17 protein-coding genes are annotated in these 19,501 nt (G+C 67.2%); 5 read left to right on the forward strand and 12 right to left on the reverse strand.

All coding sequences use genetic code 11. The annotated features are described in order from the left end of the window. Positions 1-31: 31 nt before the first annotated feature. Positions 32-2,086 carry a TonB-dependent receptor plug domain-containing protein gene (locus Y958_RS19380; protein WP_088873569.1) on the reverse strand — a complete coding sequence of 685 codons (2,055 nt, stop codon included), beginning with the start codon at positions 2,084-2,086 and terminating at the stop codon, positions 32-34. Between the two features lie 209 nt (positions 2,087-2,295). Here Y958_RS19380 and Y958_RS19385 point away from each other — a divergent pair, with 209 nt between their 5' ends. Continuing rightward, positions 2,296-3,144, forward strand: a complete 849-nt coding sequence (locus tag Y958_RS19385) for a ferritin-like domain-containing protein (protein WP_244909465.1) — start codon at positions 2,296-2,298, stop codon at positions 3,142-3,144. A 144-nt stretch (positions 3,145-3,288) separates the two neighbouring features. Further along, positions 3,289-5,151, forward strand: coding sequence for a DUF885 domain-containing protein (locus tag Y958_RS19390; protein WP_244909466.1), 1,863 nt, complete (start codon positions 3,289-3,291; stop codon positions 5,149-5,151). A 266-nt stretch (positions 5,152-5,417) separates the two neighbouring features. On the opposite strand, the gene Y958_RS19395 is transcribed toward Y958_RS19390, so the two are convergent. Beyond that, positions 5,418-5,993: a hypothetical protein gene (locus tag Y958_RS19395; protein ID WP_145727672.1), complete on the reverse strand. Its 576-nt coding sequence runs from the start codon at positions 5,991-5,993 to the stop codon at positions 5,418-5,420. A 173-nt stretch (positions 5,994-6,166) separates the two neighbouring features. Between Y958_RS19395 and Y958_RS19400 the strand changes: the two genes are divergently transcribed. Both Y958_RS19400 and Y958_RS19405 read left to right on the forward strand, forming a co-directional pair. Beyond that, the gene (locus Y958_RS19400; protein ID WP_211098626.1) at positions 6,167-6,709 is read left to right on the forward strand and encodes a GNAT family N-acetyltransferase; all 543 of its coding nucleotides are present in this window, start codon (positions 6,167-6,169) and stop codon (positions 6,707-6,709) included. Between the two features lie 124 nt (positions 6,710-6,833). Beyond that, entirely contained in the window at positions 6,834-7,421 is a 588-nt protein-coding gene (locus tag Y958_RS19405; protein ID WP_088873573.1) for a class I SAM-dependent methyltransferase, read from the forward strand. 89 nt (positions 7,422-7,510) lie between these two features. Here Y958_RS19405 and prfB read toward each other — a convergent pair. From prfB to Y958_RS19425, 4 genes are all read right to left on the reverse strand, one after another. Further along, positions 7,511-8,633 (reverse strand): peptide chain release factor 2 gene (prfB, locus tag Y958_RS19410; protein ID WP_145960799.1). Its coding sequence is split into 2 segments (ribosomal slippage): positions 7,511-8,563 and positions 8,565-8,633, totalling 1,122 coding nucleotides; the frame shifts between segments, so codons are not numbered across the junction. Positions 8,634-8,836: 203 nt separating this feature from the next. Further along, positions 8,837-10,333 carry a methyl-accepting chemotaxis protein gene (locus Y958_RS19415; protein ID WP_244909467.1) on the reverse strand — a complete coding sequence of 499 codons (1,497 nt, stop codon included), beginning with the start codon at positions 10,331-10,333 and terminating at the stop codon, positions 8,837-8,839. Between the two features lie 299 nt (positions 10,334-10,632). Beyond that, a complete protein-coding gene (locus Y958_RS19420) occupies positions 10,633-11,286 on the reverse strand; it encodes an OmpW/AlkL family protein (protein ID WP_004272966.1) in 654 nt (217 codons plus the stop codon). Positions 11,287-11,401: 115 nt separating this feature from the next. Continuing rightward, a complete protein-coding gene (locus tag Y958_RS19425) occupies positions 11,402-11,950 on the reverse strand; it encodes an EVE domain-containing protein (RefSeq protein ID WP_088873575.1) in 549 nt (182 codons plus the stop codon). 150 nt (positions 11,951-12,100) lie between these two features. Between Y958_RS19425 and Y958_RS19430 the strand changes: the two genes are divergently transcribed. Next, positions 12,101-12,499: a hypothetical protein gene (locus Y958_RS19430; RefSeq protein ID WP_088873576.1), complete on the forward strand. Its 399-nt coding sequence runs from the start codon at positions 12,101-12,103 to the stop codon at positions 12,497-12,499. Between the two features lie 12 nt (positions 12,500-12,511). On the opposite strand, the gene Y958_RS19435 is transcribed toward Y958_RS19430, so the two are convergent. The 6 genes from Y958_RS19435 to Y958_RS19460 form a co-directional block, all read right to left on the reverse strand. After that, positions 12,512-13,204 carry a helix-turn-helix transcriptional regulator gene (locus tag Y958_RS19435; RefSeq protein WP_088873577.1) on the reverse strand — a complete coding sequence of 231 codons (693 nt, stop codon included), beginning with the start codon at positions 13,202-13,204 and terminating at the stop codon, positions 12,512-12,514. 149 nt (positions 13,205-13,353) lie between these two features. Continuing rightward, on the reverse strand, positions 13,354-14,499 hold the full coding sequence (locus tag Y958_RS19440; RefSeq protein WP_088873578.1) for a hypothetical protein: 1,146 nt from the start codon (positions 14,497-14,499) through the stop codon (positions 13,354-13,356). 14 nt (positions 14,500-14,513) lie between these two features. Then, positions 14,514-15,767 carry an FAD-dependent monooxygenase gene (locus Y958_RS19445; RefSeq protein ID WP_088873579.1) on the reverse strand — a complete coding sequence of 418 codons (1,254 nt, stop codon included), beginning with the start codon at positions 15,765-15,767 and terminating at the stop codon, positions 14,514-14,516. Beyond that, positions 15,721-17,826, reverse strand: coding sequence for a LodA/GoxA family CTQ-dependent oxidase (locus tag Y958_RS19450; RefSeq protein WP_186291352.1), 2,106 nt, complete (start codon positions 17,824-17,826; stop codon positions 15,721-15,723). The genes Y958_RS19445 and Y958_RS19450 overlap by 47 nt, the downstream gene beginning before the upstream one ends. A 49-nt stretch (positions 17,827-17,875) precedes the next feature. After that, on the reverse strand, positions 17,876-18,832 hold the full coding sequence (locus Y958_RS19455; protein ID WP_088873580.1) for a ferritin-like domain-containing protein: 957 nt from the start codon (positions 18,830-18,832) through the stop codon (positions 17,876-17,878). A 153-nt stretch (positions 18,833-18,985) separates the two neighbouring features. Further along, the gene (locus tag Y958_RS19460) at positions 18,986-19,459 is read right to left on the reverse strand and encodes an OsmC family protein (protein WP_088873581.1); all 474 of its coding nucleotides are present in this window, start codon (positions 19,457-19,459) and stop codon (positions 18,986-18,988) included. Positions 19,460-19,501 lie beyond the last annotated feature (42 nt).

The raw sequence follows: 19,501 nt of genomic DNA on the forward strand, positions 1-19,501 counted from the left end.
GCGCCCCGACAGTCCTTTCAGTTGACGCGCACTACCAGGCAACACGCACCCCGCCGGATATGATCCGCCCCGGGGCAATCGCCACCAGGCCATCGATGCGGCGTCCTGATTCCACCGTGCGGTCGAACAGGTTCTCCGCCGTGGCGAAAACCGCCAGATAATCCGATATCCGCCAGGTGCCCGACAGGTCCACCGTGACCGTGGGCGCCAGCGAGCGGCTGTTCAGTCCATCCTCATATTGCTGGCCGCTGGCCTTGACCCGCAGCGCCGTGGTGAAGGCGGACGACGGCCTCCAGGTCAGGTCCGCCGTGCCGGTGTGCAGCGGGCTTTGCGCCAGGCGCTTGCCCACCAGGGCCGCGAAACCGTCGGCGCGCAGCACGGTCGACCGGCTCCACAGATAGCCCAAGGTGGCGTCCAGCGTGGCATCCAAGGTCCAGGTCGCCCGCATCTCCGCCCCTTCCGCCCGCACCCGATCCAGGTTGCGGCGCTGGGCGAAGGTGCCACCAGCCGGCACCACCACGCCGAAGCCCGGCACCGTCCCTGGCTTGGTAGTGATCAGCACATTGTCCACGGCGTCGGTCACGCCGTCGTGATAGGCGGTCAGGCTGACCGTGGGACCGTGCGCCGGCGCCCAGGTCACCCCCGCCTCTGCGCCCACCATGCGTTCCGGCTTCAGCTGGGCGTTGGCCTCGATGATGTCGTTGCCCACGCGATAGGGGCGATACAGCTCATTGATGGTGGGCAGGCGGAAACCGGTGTAGGCCGCGGCGCGCAGGGTCCAATCAGACAGGGGGCGCCAATCGGCGCCCAGCCGCGCCGTGGGCAGGACCCCACCCCGATCGTCGTACTGGTCGTTGCGGGTCACGGCGCCGGTCTGGATAGAGCGCTCCACCCGGTGGCCATCGCCCGTGCTCCAGCCATCCAGGCGCACGCCGCCGTGCAGGTCGACAACCGGCGTCAACGGCCACGTCTGCTCGGCATAGACGCCGCCCACCAGTTGGTCGCCGCCGGCGTCGCGATCGCGCTGGAACACCCCGGCCACGGGCTGGAAGCGCTCATGCGTCGCCCCCTCGGCCCAGCGCAGGTCGGCGCCCAGCACGGTGCGGCGGCCGCCCCCCTCCTCCACAATGGTGGACAACGATCCCCCGGCGGCCGTGGCCGGTACGCGGTACTGGTCCAGGGCCGGCGTTTCAGCCGTGCGGGTGGCGTTGACGGAGGAAAACATGTTCTTGAAGACATAGCGGCGCAGGTACAGCGTGCCGTGCCAGGGCAGGCCCAGGGGGCCATCCTCATCCGCCAGGCGCAGGCTGCCCTCCAGCGCGTCGGTGCCGTTCTCCTGCAGGGGCGTGCCGTTGGCGCGATGCTCATGGAAGGCGGAAAGGGTGCCGGCCAGTGCCAGCGGCCCGGCATCGCCCTGCGCCTTCACATCCACCCAGGCGTCATCCCAGCCGGCCTGGGTGTCGATGGGGCCGCGCTGATCGGATCGCACGAGATAGCTGCCGTCGCTGCGGCTGGCGTGCGCCACGACCGAGACGCCACCGGCAGAGGCGCCGGCCGTTCCCTCCGCCAGGCCATTGCTGCCGGCGCGAACCTCACCCCCTTGCAGCGGCTTGGTGGTGATGCGGATGACGCCGTCCAGGGCCTGGTTCCCCCAGGGGCCGGCGCCGCTGCCCTCGGTCACCGCCACGCTGGCGATGGCGGCGGTGGGCAGGCGGCTCCAGTACACCCAGCCGCCGAAGGGGTCGTTGACCGGGATGTCGTCGACCAGCACCAGGGTGCGCCCGGCGCCGTTGGGGCCCAGGGCGCGCAGGGAAATGCCCTGTGACGTGGGGTGGGCGCTGGTGCTACCGGTGCGGCGGAACAGGGAGAAGCCGGGCACGCTGCGCAGCGCCTCATCCAGCCGCCGCTCGGGTGCCGCGTCCAGCCAGGTGCCGTCCAACTGCAAGGTGCCGTAGATGCGCTCGGTGGCGGCGTCGGGCGGCACGCGGTCGGTGACGATGATGGTGGGCAGCTGGTCCGCATCCCCCGCCCCCCAAGCAGCCGCCGGCAACAATGCCGCCGCCAGCGCGATCCCCGCCCGCCTCATGACGATTTACTCCCCGCATTGCCCCCATGTCCGGGGCTCGACGGCTTAAATGCCGCCCGGGGCCCTGTCAAATCCCGACGGGGGGCGCGGACCCCTTGACTTCCCCCCACCGGATGGCGTCCAAAAACGCCATGGCACCCTACCATGTTCCAGACCCTGATTCGGCCGATACTTTAGAACCATTCCAAGACGGTTCAGCCGAGCAACCGTTGCCCTCCAGCCTCGCAGCGGCCGCCATCCATGTGCTGACCACGGCGGCACCCCAGGAGAAGGTGCGCCTGACGCGGGCCTACGCGGCGGCCTGGCGCGGCGGATCACTGCCCGACCTGCCCGGCCCCATCCCACCGGACCGGCCGGCGCGACCCGGACGGCCGGAACTGAAGCTGCCCCGCGACATGCCCAAGCGGCGCAAGGCCGGCAGCGTGGCGGGCCGCGTGGCCCTGCTGCACGCCCTGGCCCATATCGAGCTGAACGCCATCGACCTCGCCTGGGACATCGTCGCCCGGTTCACCACCTTCCCCGACGGCACGCCGGCCCCGCGCGCCTTCAAGGACGACTGGGTGACAGTGGCGGATGAGGAGGCCAAGCACCACGCCCTGCTGGCCGCCCGCCTGGCCACGCTGGGGGCGGCGTACGGCGACCTGCCGGCGCACGATGGGCTGTGGCAGGCCAGTGAGATCACGGCCCACGACCTGGCCGCCCGCCTGGCCCTGGTGCCCATGGTGCTGGAGGCGCGCGGCCTGGACGTGACGCCCATGATGATCGCCAACCTGAAGAAGGTAGGGGACGAGGACAGCGCCGCCGTGCTGCAGATCATCCATGATGAGGAGATCGGCCACGTCGCCGCCGGCCGCCGCTGGTTCGGCGTCATCGCCGCCGCCGTCGGCGACGATCCGGCAGAACACTGGCGCGCGCTGGTGCGCCGCTATTTCAAGGGCGACATCAAGCGCCCCTTCAACGACGCCAGCCGCATCAAGGCCGACTTCCCACCCGACTGGTATGAGCCGCTGGCGCCCCTGGAGACCATCCTGGGCGGGGTGGTGGGACTGGACGGCTAGGCCTGTAAGCCCCCTTATCATTCAGTCACAAACTATCCTTGGGCGCCGCCCATCGCCCTTGCTACCATCCGCGCCATTCGACCGCCCCGGCGGTTTCCGCCTTGTCCCGCTGCCCGACAGCCCCACCACGGTATGCAAGACCCCATGACCGCTTCCTCCTCCCGTGAGACCATAACCCGCCGTACCCTGCTGCGTCGCGGCCTGATGGCCGGTACCGCCCTGGTGGCCCTGACGGCCGTCCCCGGGATGATCGCCCAGCCCGCTGCCGCCGCGGAGCCGTCGGAGACGGAGAAGGCGCTGAACGCCTTCTTCGAGGATTGCTGGAACGAGGATCTGGCCCGCGACCCGCAACAGCGCACCGTGCTGGGCCTGCCGGGCCCGCATGACAAATGGACCATCCCCGACGACGCCCATCTGCTGGAAAGCTTCCACCTGGCCGAACAGCGGCTGAAGACCCTGAAGGGCTTTAAGGTAGCGGAGCTGTCGCCCGGCGCCCAGGTCAGCGCCCGGCTGTTCGAGAATGAGCTGCAGCAGACCATCAGCCAGTACCCCTGGCGCAACCACAGCTATGTCATCAGCCAGCTGACCGGCCCCCACACTGACATCGCCAGCTTCCTGATCACCTACCACGCCGTGGGCAGTGCGCAGGACGCAGAGGACTACGTGGCCCGCCTGGTGGGGATCGCCCCGCTGATGGACGCCTACATCACCCGCATCGGCAAGCAGGCGGACATGGGTGTCCTGCCGCCGGCCTTCGCCTTCAAATCCATCCTGGAGGCGGCGCGCAACGTCATCACCGGCAAGCCGTTCACGAACGGCGCCATGGAGAGCAGCCCCCTGCTGGCCGACTTCACGGAGAAGGTGACGGCCCTGAAGCTGGCGGATGCCGAGCAGGCCCGCCTGATCGCCGCCGCGGAAAAGGCCCTGACCGGCCAGGTCCAGGCCTCTTTCCAGAAGCTGATCAGCACCGTGTCGGCGCTGGAGACCAAGGCCACCACCAGCAACGGCGTCTGGGCCCTGCCGGATGGCGAACGCTTCTACCGCTCACAAGTGCAACTGATGACCACCCTGCCCCTGGACCCGGCGGCCGTGCATGTCCAGGGCCTGAAGGAGGTGGCGGCGCTGCAGGACGAGATGCGCGCCATCATGGCCAAGGTGGGCTTCAAGGGCGAGCTGCGCGCCTTCTTCGACTACCTGCGCACCGACAAGCGCTTCTTCGATCCGGCCACGCCGGAGGGTCGCGCCACCCTGCTGAAGCGCGCCACCGACATCATCGACAGGATGCGGTCGGACCTGGACCGGTTCTTCCTGACCAAACCCAAGGCCCCCATCGTGGTCAAGGCGGTGGAACCCTTCCGCGAGAAGGCCACGGCCAGCGCCTTCTATGAGCCTGCCTCCCCCGACGGATCGCGGCCCGGCGTGTTCTACACCAACCTGTACGACATGTCGGTCAACCCCATCCCCATGCTGGAGAGCCTGGCCTATCACGAGGGCATTCCCGGCCATCACATGCAGATCGCCATCGCGCAGGAGATGGCCAACCTGCCCACCTTCCGCCGCTTCATCTGGAACAGCGCCTATGGTGAGGGCTGGGCCCTGTATGCCGAGCGCTTCCCCAAGGAGTACGGCTATTACCAGGACCCCTACTCGGACGCCGGCCGCATCGCCTCGGAGCTGTTCCGCGCCGCCCGCCTGGTGCTGGACACCGGCATCCACCTGAAGCGGTGGACGCGGGAACAGGCCATCGCCTACATGAACGACAACACGGCCAACCCCGAGCACGACAACATCACCGAGATCGAGCGCTACTTCGTCTGGCCGGGCCAGGCGCTGGCCTATAAGATCGGCATGAACAAGATCCTGGAACTGCGCGAGGTCGCCAAGGCCAAGCTGGGCACCAAGTTCGACATTCGCGCCTTCCACGACACGGTGCTGACCTCGGGCTCGGTCAACCTGCCGGTGCTGGAGGCGCTGGTGCAGGATTGGGTGAAGCGCACGGCCGCCTGAGACCGATTTCAGGCGCCCCGGATTTGGAACGGCCATGCCAAACAGCCCGCCGTCCCGGCCATATCCGGTATGCGTTATATTATCACATGAATTAATGGCACCGGGCGCCGGGTCAGGGCACGGTGCCGCGTAATAGGGGAAAGGGCAGCCCAACCAAACGTGGCGCCCGATCCGACGAGAGCTTTGGCAGTTCACGGCATGCGTGGGGGCGGCATCCCGATCCGGAGCCGCCCCTTCGTGTTTTGGCCTTCGACGCCTTCGTGCCCCTACAAGCAGGGGTTGGAGACTGGCGGCCTGGGCACCGACAGCGCCGCCGCCAGTTCCGCCCGCAACTTGTCGAGTGACGCGGACCGCAGACCGCCCAGCATGCGTTGGGCGTCGCCACCACCACATATCTTGGCCTGGGCCTCCGGTCCCCGCAAGGCGGCGGCGTCCCGCTGCTTTTTCAGCCGCGTCTCCTCCGTCGCCCTCAACGCGTCCTTGGTGATGGGCGTCAAGCTGTTGGCGACCACGAAATCGTCGATCCGGTCCAGTCCCTCATCCATGACGCGGCGCAGCGCGTCATCCCCGTCCTGGCGGCAGATGTCCAGATCCTCGCGCAAGCCGATATAGATTTCCCGCAGGCACAGCACGGCACCGTGGCCGCTGCGATCCTCCACCATCGTCTGCGGCTTACCGCTGCCATCCCGCCATTGGCGGGCGACGACACCGCCGGCATAGGTGATTTCCCGCGTCTCATTTCCCCTGGCGTCCCGCCCCAAGCGCACGGTGGCACTGGCGGGAACCGGAACATCCCCCCAATCGTCGGACGGCGCCGCCCGCGCCTGTGCGATCGTCGACAAGCCGACACCCAACAGTATGGTCAATATCAGAGCGCGCACGGTTTCCCCCTCCACCAAAAGACGAAAGACGTCTTCGCCTGCGCCTGATTTATGTCGGTAAAATGGTGACCTCATCCGGTTCCACCGCGGCATTTTGTATCGTATGCCCGGAGGCCCCACCCAAGATGGATGCCATGCCTGAGATCCCGACACTCAAGACCGGACGCCTGCTGCTGCGCCCCTGGTTGCCGACCGATCGCGACGCCTTCGCCGCCCTGGCCGACGATACCCGGGTGATGGAATTCCTCACCCCCCTGGACCGCACCGGCAGCGACGCCCTGGTCGACCGGGTGGAGGCCCACTTCATCCAACATGGCTTCGGCTATTGGGCGGTGGAGGTGCCGGGGGTGGCGTCCTTCATCGGCTTCGTCGGGCTGGGCACCGTGGGGTTCGAGGCCGCCTTCACCCCGGCGGTGGAGATCGGCTGGCGGCTGGCCAGCGCGCATTGGGGTCGGGGCTACGCAACCGAGGCGGCGCGGGCGGTGATTGATGCGGCCTTCACCCGCTTCGACCTGCCGCAGGTGGTGGCCCTGACCGTGCCGGCCAATCGCCGGTCCCGCGCCGTCATGGAACGGCTGGGCATGACCCATGACCCAGCGGAGGATTTCGATCATCCCCGCCTGGCCGAGGGCCTCCCCCTGCGCCGCCACGTGCTATACCGCAAACCCCGCCCTTGAACCGCCGGCTGGGTGGCCGGCGGGGGTGGCGCCAACAAGATCCTGGACGCGCCGCCGCAACCGGCGTAAGCGCTCTCCGTCCGCTGCGGCGTGCCGCTGCATCGGACGCCTGGGAGGGAATGGGATGGATCAGCGGACGCTTGCCGCCTACGACACCGCCGCCGGAGCTTATGCCGAGGACTGGCACAGCCAACCACCACCGTCGGACCTACACAACCTGATCCGTCGGCACTTTGCGCCCGGCCAGCCCACGGTCGACATCGGCTGCGGCAGCGGGCGGGAGGTGGCGTGGCTGGCGGAGAACGGTTTTCCGGCGGTGGGCTATGACGCGTCGGAAGGTTTGCTGGCGCAGGCGCGGGCCCGCTACCCCGGGCTGGACTTCCGCGCCGCCCGCCTGCCCGACCTGGCCGGGCTGCCCGCGCACGGCTATGCCAACGTGCTGTGCGAAACGGTGATCATGCACCTGGACGCCGGCCTGGTCGTGCCCGCCGTCCGCCGGTTGGCCAGCCTTGTACGTCCGGGCGGCGCCCTTTATCTCAGCTGGCGGGTGACCCGGGGCGCCGATGCGCGCGACGGCGCCGGACGCCTCTATGCCGCCTTCGACAGCCGCCTGGTGCGGGAGACGCTGGCGGGTGCGACCCTGCTGTTGGATGAGGAGGCGACCAGCGCCTCGTCGGGCAAGACCATCCACCGCCTGGTCGCGCGGTTCTGAAAAGGACTCCTTTGAAAATGATAAGGGCCGGCGGATCGTTCCACCGGCCCCTTCATTACGCACTCAAAATGACACTGGCAGATGGCGGCTTACGCCTCCGCCTCATCGCCCTGCCCCTTGATGCGGTGGGCCAGGGCGGCTTGCAGGAACTCGTCGATGTCGCCATCCAGAACGGCCCCGCTCTGGCTGGTTTCGACCCCGGTGCGCAGGTCCTTCACCATCTGGTAGGGCTGCAGGACGTAGGAGCGGATCTGGTGGCCCCAGCCGATCTCCGTCTTCTGCGCTTCCAGGTTGGCGGCGGCCTCCTCACGCTTGCGCAGCTCCATCTCATAGATGCGGGCGCGCAGCATGTCCCAGGCCTTGGACCGGTTCTTGTGCTGGCTGCGTTCCTGCTGGCAGGCGACCACGATGCCGGTGGGCATGTGGGTCAGGCGCACGGCCGAGTCCGTCTTGTTCACGTGCTGGCCGCCGGCGCCCGAGGCGCGGTAGGTGTCCACCCGCACGTCCTTCTCGTTGATCTCCACCACGATCTTGTCGTCGATGACGGGGGTGACGGAGACGCTGGAGAAGCTGGTGTGCCGGCGGGCCTGGCTGTCGAAGGGGCTGATGCGCCCCAGCCGGTGCACGCCCGATTCCGTCTTCAGCCAGCCATAGGCGTTGTGCCCCTTGATCTGGATGGTGGACGACTTGATGCCGGCCTCTTCCCCGTTGGTCTCGTCCAGCAGTTCGACCTTGAACTTATGCTGTTCGGCCCAGCGGCTGTACATGCGCAGCAGCATCAGGGCCCAGTCCTGGGCCTCGGTGCCGCCGGCGCCGGCGTTCACTTCCAGATAGCAGTCGTTGGCGTCGGCTTCGCCCGACAGCAGGCTTTCCAGCTCCAGGGCCGCCGCGCGCTTCTGCAGGGCGACCAGGCCCTGCTCGGCGTCGGTGACGATCTCCTGGTCGCCTTCCAGCTCACCCATCTCGATCAGCTCGATGCCGTCGTTCAGGTCGCGCTCCAGCGCGCGATAGCCTTCGATGGCCGTCTCAAGCTGGGTCTTTTCCCGCATGATCTTCTGCGCGCGGTCGGAATCGTCCCACAGCTTGGGGTCTTCCGACAGGGCGTTCAGTTCGTCATAGCGGCGGAGGGCATTCTCCCAGTCAAAGATGCCTCCTTAGCAGCGTCAAGGACTGTCGCACAGCCTCGACGACCGCCTCGATCTCGGCCCGCATCGCGGTCCTCCTCGTCTCGGGTCATGAAATGGTCTTGTAACGGACCGCTTAGATAACCGCTTGGACGCCCGATTAGAACCCTGCATTTCGATGGGGGGCCTTGCGGCGCCCGCCCCCTGGTGACGTGCAAAAAAGGGCCGCGCGAAAAAAGGGCGCCCCCGTGGGGACGCCCTTCAAGTTCCGGATCAACGAGGTGAGGGTCCTTAGGCGACCATGGCCAGCGAGGCCTCGTTGATCCGGCGGGTCAAGGTGCTGGCGCCGGTGGTGGCGTCGGCGATCTTGGTCAGGCTGTCGCTGATGCTGGAGACGCCGTCGGCGGCGGTCTGCATGTTGCACGAGATGTCGCGGGCCACCGCGTTCTGTTCCTCCACCGCCGCCGCCATGGCGCCGGAGATGGCGCTGATGCGGTTGATGATGCCGCCGATACCCTGGATGGCGCTGGCCGATTCCGTGGTGGCCAGCTGCACCGTGCTGATCTGCTCGGCGATCTCACCCGTGGCCTTGGCCGTCTGGTTGGCCAGGGCCTTGACCTCGGACGCGACGACGGCGAAGCCTTTGCCCGCCTCGCCCGCCCGCGCCGCCTCGATGGTGGCGTTCAGGGCCAGCAGATTGGTCTGGCTGGCGATGTCGCTGATCAGCTTCACCACCTCGCCGATGCGCTGGGCGGCGCTCAGCAGGCCGGAGACGGAGGCGTTGGTCAGGTTCGTCTGATGCACCGCGTCCTCGGAAATCTTGGAGGCCTCCGCCATCTGGCGGCTGATCTCCTCGATCGAGGCCACCAGCTCGGTGGCGCCGCCGGCGATGGCCTGCACATTGCCCGAGGCGATCAAGGCGGCGTTGGAGGCATGGTTGACCTGCTCATCGGTCACGGTCATGGCGCCGGCCAGGCCGTTCAGGTCCTGGGAGATCACCTTCTGCGTGGCGGCGCGGCGGTCGCGCGCCTCAACCTGCTCGGTGATGTCGGTGGCGAACTTGAGCACCTTGTAGGGCTTGCCGCTGATGTCGAAGATGGGATTGTAGGTCGCCTGGATCCACACCGGGCGGCCGCCCTTGCCCAGGCGCTTGTATTCGGCTGATTGGAACTCGCCGCGCTCCAGCGCCGCCCAGAAGCGCCGGTACTCGTCACTGGACCTGTAGGCCGGGTCCACGAACATGCTGTGATGATGGCCCTGGATCTCCGCCAGACTGTAGCCCAGGGCGTTCAGGAAATTCTCGTTGGCCGTCAGGATGGTGCCGTCCATCTTGAACTCGATGACGGCCTGGCTCTTGTGGATGGCCTTCAACTGACTGCACAGGTCGTCGTGCCGCGACCGGCGCTCGGTGATGTCGGTCGCCAGTTTGACGACCTTCACCGGCTTGCCGGTAACGCCGAACACCGGGGTGTAGGTCGCCTGCAGCCAGACCTCCCGACCGCCCTTGGCTATGCGCTTGTACTCGGCGGTCTGGAATTCACCGCGGGCCAGGCTGGCCCAGAAGTTCCGATACTCGTCACTGTTCCTGTGGGTCGCGTCCACGAACATGCTGTGATGCCGGCCCTGGATCTCCGCCAGGGTGTAGCCCATGGTCTTCTGGAAGTTCTCGTTGGCCGTCAGGATGGTGCCATCGAGTTTAAACTCAATGATGGCCTGGGAACGGTTGACGGCTTCCAGAATGAACTTCAGATCAGAGCCCGCACCCTGTGAAAACAACCCATTCATCATGATCGACCCCGATCTTGTCATTATTGCGCGTGGCCGAGGTTTCTCGGCCGGACATGCAAAAATTTGGGGCCGTATCCTTAATGTTTCCTTAAAGGCGCAGACTACAAATGTTCTGGTTAATATTTTAGAATCAAACGCTTAGCATGTCATTTACTTACCATTCATTACTAACCTGAAGGATTGGGTCACCTTACCGCTCAACTCGTTTTACCGCTAACGATCCGCGTCAAAAACGGCTGGGCCGCCCCACGCCTGGTGGGACGGCCCAGCCTTTCAACAACGGATAGATGGTACGCGCGTCAGAAGCGGTAGCCCACGCCAAAGCCGACCAGCCAGGGGTTGATGTCAACGTCCGCCTTGATGGGCGTGCCCAGGCCGGCGTTCACCGTGGCCGTGGTGTTGAGCATCAGCTTCTTCAGGTCCAGGTTCAGGGACCAGTGGTCGTCCAGCTTGTAATCGACGCCGGCCTGGAAGGCGTAGCCGAAGGTGTTGTCGTACTTCAGACCCAGGGCATCGCCCTTGTCGACGCCGTAGAACAGCGTGTAGTTCACACCGACGCCAATATAGGGGCTGATCTTCTCATGCGGCATGAAGTGGTACTGGAAGGTCAAGGTCGGCGGCAGCAGCCAGACATTGCCCAGATCCACCTTGCCCAGCGGCGTGCCCGACGCCTTCACATTGTGCGGCGTGGTGCCGGCGATCAGTTCCGCAGCGATGCTGTCGGTGAAGAAGTAGCTGAAGTCTACTTCCGGCACGATGGCCGTGCTGATGTCGGTGTGGCCGGGAATGCCGGCGCCCCCCAGCGACAGGGAGCTGCCGACGTCCGGCGCCACCACAAGGGCGCGACCGCGGATCAGAAAATCACCAGCGTCGGAGGCATGAGCCGCCGGGGCCATACCGTAAATCCCGGCCAAGAGCGCAGCGGCGGCCACCGTGACGGACAAAAACTTCATCACTTACCCCTCCTTGAACAGTGTGGCCGGCGAATGTTCCACCGCCTTGACGCCGCACTTGTTTTTCAATGAGAGGAGTTTTATTGGAGATCGGGCAGCTTATCTCTGACCTGTATCAATCAGCATCTTCCAGGGACGCAATACGGATCGGCGGAAAGGCCATGACTGGATCATCGCCTGCCCCGACAACCAGGGCCGCCGCGATGGCGTCCAGATCGGCGCCGTCCAGCCGCGTCAGCCCCACGGGCAGGCTGAACCCCCAGCCCATGGCCGCCAGCGCCCCGTCCAGCACGGCGGCCAGCGGCACCGGCCGCGACGGCAGATAGGCTACCGGCAGGCAGGCCCATGCCCGGCCGGCGGCGTCATGCTCGATATACATCCCGCCGGGCAGGACGTGGCCCACCGCCAGGAAACAGGAGCCGCCCAGGGTGTCGGGGGCGAAGCAAGCCACACGCTGCCCCGCCGCCACGCGGCGCAGCACCCCGTCATGGCGCACCGGCAGGCGCATGTCGCCCGCTGCCCGGCCCCGGCCGATGGCACCGACGGAGGCCACCCACACCCAGCCCGGCATACCGGTGGCCAGGGGCCCGGTGACCAGGGGCCCGGTGACCAGGGGCATGGCAGGCGGCAGGCAGCGGGAAGCGGGGGCGGTTTCGGGGGTCATGGCGGCGCTCCATCGACGGATAGATCTGCATCCTAGCACCGCCCCCTGACAGATCCTGTCAGCAGCATCGCCACCCTCGCCAAACCATTCGGCAGGCGGTAGGGTCCCTGCCTTTCGCGCACCCGCTCGATACGCGCCTAAGGAAACAGCATGCTTTTCCGGATCCTATTGCTGGCCGGCGTGGCCGCCGGCACCGCCATCCCCGCCTGGGCCCCCGCCTGGGCCCATGATTGCCAGCCCTACCAGCCGGAGCCCGTGATCCTGACGGGGGAGATCACCCTGCAGCACGGCACCCGCAGCGGCGCCAAGGGCGTCACCAAAGAGGACTATTACGTGCTGACCTTGCCGCAGATGATCTGCGTAGCGGGCGGCACGGCGGAAACGGATGAGGACGTGGAGTCCATTGACGCCCTTCAGCTGAAGCTGCCCCAAGGCGTCAAGCCCCCGCTGGGCCGCCGGGTGGCCGTGACCGGCACCTTGTTCCACCGCCTGGCCGATGGCCATACCGACGTGCTGCTGACCTACGACAGCGCCAAACCCGCCCCGTAAGGGACCCAGGGCCTACGTCTCCTCCGGCGCGTCCATCTCCGCCTTCCAGTCGGCCAGCAGGGCGTGGCGGCGGCGGGGATAGCGGTCGGCCTCCACCGTCACCTCGACGATGCGGTCGGTACGGAAATGGCGGAAGGCCTGCCGCGTCTCACACCACGCGGCCACCATGCGGATGCGTTCCATAAAGGCCAGGGCGAAGGGCCAGATGGTGCGGTCGCTGGCCCGCCCCTGCCCGTCGGTGTAGGCGATGCGCAGCTTGCGCTCCATCCGGATGGCACGGCGGATTTCCGTCAGGTCGCGCGGCTCCGTCACGCTGGGCTTCAGCGACACCGGCACAAGGCCGCTGTCCTCCGCCAGTGCCTTCAGGTCGGCGGGCAGCACGGCCGTGATCTTGGCGGTGGCGTTCTGCGCCGCCAGGCCCAGGGGGCCGTCGCCCCGCTGCGCCACCCAGCGCAGGCCCAGCACCAGGGCCTCGATCTCATCATCCCCGAACATCAGGGGCGGCAGCATGAAGCCGGGGCGCAGGACGTAGCCCAGGCCGGCCTCCCCCTCCACCGGCACGCCCTGGGCCGCCAAGGTGGCGATGTCGCGGTAGACGGTGCGGATGGACACGCCCAGCTCCGCCGCCAGGTCGGCGGCCGTCACCGGCCGGCGATGGCGGCGCAACGCTTGGATGAGGTCGAGCAGGCGGGCGGAGCGGGACAAGGGATAGAAACCGGCGCGATGGATCGGAGGCCCGGCATGGTAGCCCGGCCCCCGCCCGCCCTCAATGCCAGCGGCTGATGTCAAAGGACATGTGGTCGCGATACCGGCACTCTTGTAGAAATCCAAAGAAGACCTTCGCGACCATACCCTCATGGCCGAGGCCGCGATGGCGGCTGGTTCGGCCGGACACCGAAATAACCGCCGTCGGCATCGAACGCCACCTGATAGCTGCGCAGGAAATGCCGGCCGGTGTTGGCGAAGGCCGGCCGCTGATGCACGTAGACGGCGGAAGGCTGCAACGGGTCCTGGGGGTTGACCGTGAAAGCGTATGTCGCGATGGGCATGCCGGTCGCCGGGATCCGGATATTGACGGCATCCCCCTTGCCCAACGTTTCCGCCTTGGCCTGCGGCAGGTTCAGGTACATCTGCGCGATGCCGGTATCGATCAGGGCGTTACCGGCATCGCATTCCTGTCCCTTGACGGAAACGCAGGCCGTCACCTGGGCCCAATCTCGCGGCAGCGTCGATCCCTGATAGGGGTTCAACTGGCTGAAGGTGAAGCCCGCGGTGTTGTCCTGGGTCAGGCCCAACTGCATGCCGTCCGCCGTGATGATGTAGCCGGCGCGCATGGTGCCGGGCTGCACCGGCTTGCCCTTGATGCTGACGATGCTGAGCAGCGCGTTGCGGTCCGGGAAGCCCTGCGGCTGGCCGTCATAACGCCGGCCGAACCCCACGCCCATGTAGTGCGGATAAGGCGGCCTGGGCTCACCCTCGCAGTCGGGCAGCGCCTTCTGCTCGTCATATGAGCTGCACTTGATCTGCTTTTCCACCGCCAGCACGCGCAGGTGCGCCATCGCCACCGGGTTCTTGTCCTTGTCCACGAACACCAGATCCTGCGGAACCCAGTAACCGACCGACAGAAGGTTGTCGCTGGACAGGAATTCCCACCCCTTCTCCATCTTCACGACCTGGTCGCGCGTATAGCCGACGATTTCGCCAATCGGCAGCATCACGCCGGTGGAGCCCGTGTCCATGTCCATCGTGTGGACCTTGGCGTCGGCCTTGGTCCCGATCCTCACGTGAAAGGACGGCGCGTTGACGAACTTCTCCAGCTGCTTGGTCCCGTCGGGGTTGGTGACCATTTGGGTGATGGACGGGATGAAGGGGATCAGGACGGTCGTGGTGTAGGCGCTGTAATCGGGCGTGGATCCGGCCGCCTGGGCCACCGGCGCCAATCCCATCGCGATCAGCGCGCCGGCCAACAGGTGACGCGGGGTTCCGGACAAAAAAGACATGAGGCCTCTCCTTATCATCGATCGGTCACGACGCGGGTAGGTGCACCGCCCTGGGCGCCATCCGAAGATCCGCCCGGCCGCGCCAGGTCGGCGCGCCGCTGCCGCTCCCGCCAGAACAAGGCGTCGGGCCATCGGGTTTCCAGGCCGTAGAGGTAGGCGCGGTTCAGGCAATAGTCGGCATAGCGTTCCGCCACCAGCGCCGCCCGGGGCCGGGGCGGCGGCGGCAGGGCGGCGCCCCAGCCCCGGGCCACATCCCGGCCAGCGGCAACGCCATCCACCAGCGCCTTGTAGACCCCCTGCGCCGCTACCGGGTCATAGCTGGCGGCGGCATCCCCCACGGCCAGCCAGCCCGGCCCATCCACCTGCGCCAGCAGGCTGGACTGGATGGGCAGCAGCGCCGGTTCCGCATCACCGGCACCCGGATCCACCCCGGCCGCCGCCAGCCGCGGCCCGATCAGGGCGGTGGCCGCCAATCCGCGCCGCCAGGACGGCAGTGTCCCGTCGTCGCGCAACCGGCGGAGACCCGCCTGGTCGGTCACCATCATGACCACCACCCGCTCATCGGGCAGACGGGCCGCGTACCACCAGCCGTCGGGCGTCGCCTCCAGCAGGGTTTGCCAGGTCAGCATTCCGGGCAGGGGCAGAAAGGCGGCCAGGGCGTACAGGGTGTCGTCCACCCGGCGTTCCACACCCAGCGCGCGGGCGAAGCGCGCCTCCGGCCCCGTCGCGTCCACCACCTGGCGGGTTTCCACGGCTCGGGTGGTGCCCGCCACGTCCAGCATCAACCGATGGCCCAAATCCGGCATGACCTCCACCCGCCGGAACGCGGTGTCGAAGACCACCGTCACGCCGGCGGTTTCCGCCGCAGCCACCAGCATGGCGTCAAACCGGCGGCGGTCCAGCCGCCACGCGGGCCCCATGGGGTTGTAGAGGAAGTCGTTATGGCCAACCCGGTCGCCACCCCACAGGGACGCGCTGCCCGGACACGGCGCATGACCATCGGCCCGGAAGCGCGCCGTCAGCCCCAGTTGCCCCAGGGGCAGCAACAGGTCAGGCGGCGCGCTTTCGCCGATGCGCTGCCGCCCCGCCACGCCCGCCTCCGCGACCAGGACGGCGATGTCCGGGCAGTGGTTCTTGAGGGACAGGGCCGTGGCCAGGCCAGCGGGCCCGCCCCCCAGGATGATGGCGTCGTACCGCGTCCGCACCGGCAGCACCCTGCCGTCAGCGGCCGCGCCGCCGCCGGCCGGCCGGCGCCCGTCTGGCCCCACCGGCAGTCCCGCCCAGGGGACCGTCCAGCACCGCCTTGGCCGGGTTGGCATTGAACGGCCAGGCCAGCACCGGCTCATCCGGATCGCCAGCGTCCTGCAACTGGCTGGCGACCTCCAGATAATGATTCGGCGACACATCGTTGCCGTCGATCACCGTGCCCTGCAGCACGATGCCGATCTGGTCCCACTGCTGCACAGCCTCCAACGGGTCCTGGAAGGTGCTGGCCGTCCGGGGATTGAGGGCGAAGCTACCCTGGCCCCGGATGGACCATTTCTGCGGCGGCAGCACCTTGGCCACCACCTCATCCGCCACATAGACGGCGTCCGGCCGCTGCGCCGGCCACGACCAGTAGAGCGTGGTCGGGCTGCCGGTGGCGGTATTGGTGCCGTTGATGCTGGTCTGGTGGATGGAGCAGGAGTTGTAGTCGGTCTGCCAGGGAATGGCCATGAACTTGCAGAGGTCGCCCGGCTCCAACCCATCATCCTGGTGGCGCAGCGGTATCCACCCGCCCTTCAGGAAGGGATGGGCCGCGACGGCCTGGCTGTAATCCAGCGGCTTATGCTTGATGCGGAAGGGTCCGGCGCCGGTGCTGGCCCAGTCCTGCTGGTAAATATCCTTCTGGCGGATGGTGTAGCTGACCTCGATCCCCGGTACATAGCGCCCGCCCAGGCAGTTGCTGAGCGAGGCCTGGTCCAGCAGCTCGCCAGGGCCCAGGGCGGGTGCTGCGGCGGTGTTGAAGCGATGCTTGCTCCACTGTTCCAGGAAGAAGTACTGGGTGGGCGTGACCGTCAGGAAGGCCTTGCCCGCGTCGCCCAGCGACAGGGGCATCAGCGGCACGCCCACCGACGTCTCCCCTGCCAAGTTGGGGTTACGGATGAAGGTCAGGCCCGCCATGATGGTCTGGTCGGGGTCGTCGGCGGCGGCGATGGCGTCCACCGCCGCGTGCGCCCGCTGGGCGATAGGCGGCAGGTTCACGGTCCAGCGCTGCAAAGCGGCGGCGCGGAACACCGGGTGGATGTCCGTCTCGAAATTGGGCACGTAGTCACCGTTGTAGACACCGTTGGCGTAAAGCGACGGCATCAGGTCCAAGGTGCGCACCCAGGCGTCGAACACGTCATCCCAGACGGAGACGACGTTGCGGATCTGCGGGGCGTAGGACGGATCGCAGCAGACGACCCAGCCGCCGAACGCCTCCGCCACCGTGCCGTCGGTGAACACCAGCGTGGCCGACACCGGGCCGTCGGCGGCATCATCGAACCAGCTGGGGTTGTTGGTGTCGCCGGTCATCTGGACGACTTGGCTGTATTCGTCATACTTACCGGCGGTGCGGCCGAAGGCCGACAGCACCAGCAGGCGCCCCTGCGCGTCGGTGCGCAATTCGCCCAGGGTGTCGATGGCGCCCATGGGCTCATACAGCAGGCCGGACGGGAAGCTCTTGGGATAGTCCGCGTTCTCGGCGATGCCGCCCTTGCGGTCGGAATAGCTGGCCGGGGTGGTGACATCGAAATTCACCACCGCGCTGGGCGTGCCGCCGGCCACCAGGGCGCGGGGGCCGGGGTCGATCACCAGAGACTTCAGCCGCGTCTCGCTGTCGGGCGTGCCGTAGACCTGGGGATTGCGCAGCTGCGGCACCTGGCCGTCAGCGAAGGCGTTCAAGCCTTCGGAGCTGACAACGCAATAGTTGTTGGCCTTCTTGTTGGCCAAGTGCACGGTCCAGACCACCTGCGCCACGGTGCGGCCATCAGCCAGCGTGGTGCCGGGCAGGATTTCCACCCCGCCACCGTTGGGATAGGCGTCCGGCCCCGCCAGATCGTATGCGTAGAGGCGGAAGCGCGCGGCCTGGCGCTTCAGGTTGCCGTCGGCGTCGCGCAGGTCGCCGCTGCGCACGAAGGACTCCGTCCCGTCCGCGGCCGCCTGCAAGGGCAAGCCGCCGGTGGTGTCGGTACCGTCCAGGGGGAGGCCGGCGCTGGTCTCCGGCGAATAGTAGAAATCCTGGCTGGTGCCGAAGCGGGCGAAGTTGATGGTCGGGTGAACGCGGAAAACGGTCCGGGTCGACATGGGGCACAACCTCAATTGTCCGGAAGTGACGGGGATGCGGCGGTGGGCGTCAGCCGAAGCGCGGCGTGACGCCGTTCTTCCAGCAGTTCTGGATGCCGGCACCGACCGAGATCATCAGCGGGACAAAACCGCCGGGATTGCCCCCGGCGAACAACTGCTCCAGCGCCGTGCGGAAGCGGCCGAACGTCTCCACCAGGGTGGCGGCCAAGGCCCGCTGGTGGTCGCTGTAATCCACCGCCAGCGTCACCGGATAGGTCAGCGGCTTCGCCACCGTCTGCCGGATGGTCTGGAACTTCTGGAAATGGGGCCAGCTGGGGTCGCTGTCGTCGGCGGTGTTCTGATAGGCCGCCGGCAGCGCCGCGCTGGCGCCGCTCGCCCCCTCCCCCTGCTCCCGGATGGTGTTGATCAGCAGCACCACCTGGTTGTAGCCGTCGCCATCGCTGTCGGTGACGGTCAGGGACGGCATGTTATTGTAGAAGGCGGAGAAGTGGTCGACCTGACGCACGCCGCCCTGGATGTGACGGCGCAGCAGGCCCGCCCCATACTGCAAGGCGTCGTAGAACTCACCGATGCTGCCGTATTCGGTGATGGTGTCGCGCAGGATCGCTTTACCGCCCGTGTCCCACTCCGGATATTCGATCAGGCACATGCCGTTGATGCGCGGGATATCCAGCGGGCCGATCTCCGCGCTATAGGGCGCGAAGTCCGGCCGGGGATCCGGCTTGTCCAGGGCGAAGTCCAGGTGTGGAATGTCGTGGCCCCGGTAGACGGGGGCGGCGAAGCGCGGCGAGAGGCCGTAGGCATTAGCGATGTTGCACGCCAACTGGACGTGCAACATCTCCTGGTTCACCACGCTTTGCACCAGTTGAACGGCCTGTGCCGTCCGATCGACGACCGAATACAGCGCCGACATGTAATAGGGGATGGTCCAGAATTCCAAATCCACCGCCGCCTGCAAATGCTGGTGCAGATGGGCGATGGTCCACTCATCATCCTTTAGGCGCATGGCGCGCGGCCTCCTCATCCATGTGAGGACGCTTCTTTGCGGATAAGCGCCCTCATGGTCGTAGAGGATAAGTCAAATACACGCCATAGTACACAATTCACATGTCACAAGTTGTGACATGGCCCATTACAGAACTATTACCGTGTAGGCCCTCTATTCCATCACCACCGTTCCCTCGGTCACCACCGGGAAGTTGACGGAGTTGGCGATGAAGCAGAAATGGTGCGCCTTGTCGTGCAGCGCCTGGGCCAGCGCCGGGTCGCCGTCGGCGGCGATGGTCACCGTGGGGCGCAGGGTGACCTGGGTGAAGTGCCCGTTGCCGTCCGCCGTCTCCACCATCGTGCCCTCCGCCTGGTCCTGGTAGGCGGTGACGACCAGCCCGGCCTCGGCCGCCAGGTGCAGGTACCACAGTTTGTGGCAGGTGGAGAGGGAGGAGACCAGCATCTCCTCCGGATTGTAGCGGGTGGCATCGCCCAGGAAGGCGGGGTCGGAGGAGCCGGGGATGACCGGCTTGCCCGCCGCCTGGATCTCATGGTCGCGGGTGTAGGCGCGATAGTTGGCGGTGCCCTGCCCCTTGTTCCCGGTCCAGGTGACGGTGACACGATAGGTGTGTTGCTTGCCGGCCATGATGTCGCTCCCTTTGGGTCATCGTCGTTGCGGCCATTGGAG

This window comes from Nitrospirillum viridazoti CBAmc (assembly GCF_000730165.1).
Lineage (GTDB): Bacteria > Pseudomonadota > Alphaproteobacteria > Azospirillales > Azospirillaceae > Nitrospirillum > Nitrospirillum viridazoti.

Excerpts from the sequence above, each read along its gene's own strand:
- Y958_RS19425 (WP_088873575.1), bottom strand. The coding sequence starts at position 11,950 with ATGACCCCCGAAACCGCCCCCGCTTCCCGCTGCCTGCCGCCTGCCATG.
- Y958_RS19440 (WP_088873578.1), bottom strand. The coding sequence starts at position 14,499 with ATGTCTTTTTTGTCCGGAACCCCGCGTCACCTGTTGGCCGGCGCGCTG.
- Y958_RS19455 (WP_088873580.1), bottom strand. The coding sequence starts at position 18,832 with ATGCGCCTAAAGGATGATGAGTGGACCATCGCCCATCTGCACCAGCAT.
- Y958_RS19460 (WP_088873581.1), bottom strand. The coding sequence starts at position 19,459 with ATGGCCGGCAAGCAACACACCTATCGTGTCACCGTCACCTGGACCGGG.
- Y958_RS19415 (WP_244909467.1), bottom strand. The coding sequence starts at position 10,333 with ATGATGAATGGGTTGTTTTCACAGGGTGCGGGCTCTGATCTGAAGTTC.
- Y958_RS19420 (WP_004272966.1), bottom strand. The coding sequence starts at position 11,286 with ATGAAGTTTTTGTCCGTCACGGTGGCCGCCGCTGCGCTCTTGGCCGGG.
- Y958_RS19430 (WP_088873576.1), top strand. The coding sequence starts at position 12,101 with ATGCTTTTCCGGATCCTATTGCTGGCCGGCGTGGCCGCCGGCACCGCC.
- Y958_RS19400 (WP_211098626.1), top strand. The coding sequence starts at position 6,167 with ATGCCTGAGATCCCGACACTCAAGACCGGACGCCTGCTGCTGCGCCCC.
- Y958_RS19380 (WP_088873569.1), bottom strand. The coding sequence starts at position 2,086 with ATGAGGCGGGCGGGGATCGCGCTGGCGGCGGCATTGTTGCCGGCGGCT.
- Y958_RS19450 (WP_186291352.1), bottom strand. The coding sequence starts at position 17,826 with ATGTCGACCCGGACCGTTTTCCGCGTTCACCCGACCATCAACTTCGCC.
- Y958_RS19390 (WP_244909466.1), top strand. The coding sequence starts at position 3,289 with ATGACCGCTTCCTCCTCCCGTGAGACCATAACCCGCCGTACCCTGCTG.
- Y958_RS19405 (WP_088873573.1), top strand. The coding sequence starts at position 6,834 with ATGGATCAGCGGACGCTTGCCGCCTACGACACCGCCGCCGGAGCTTAT.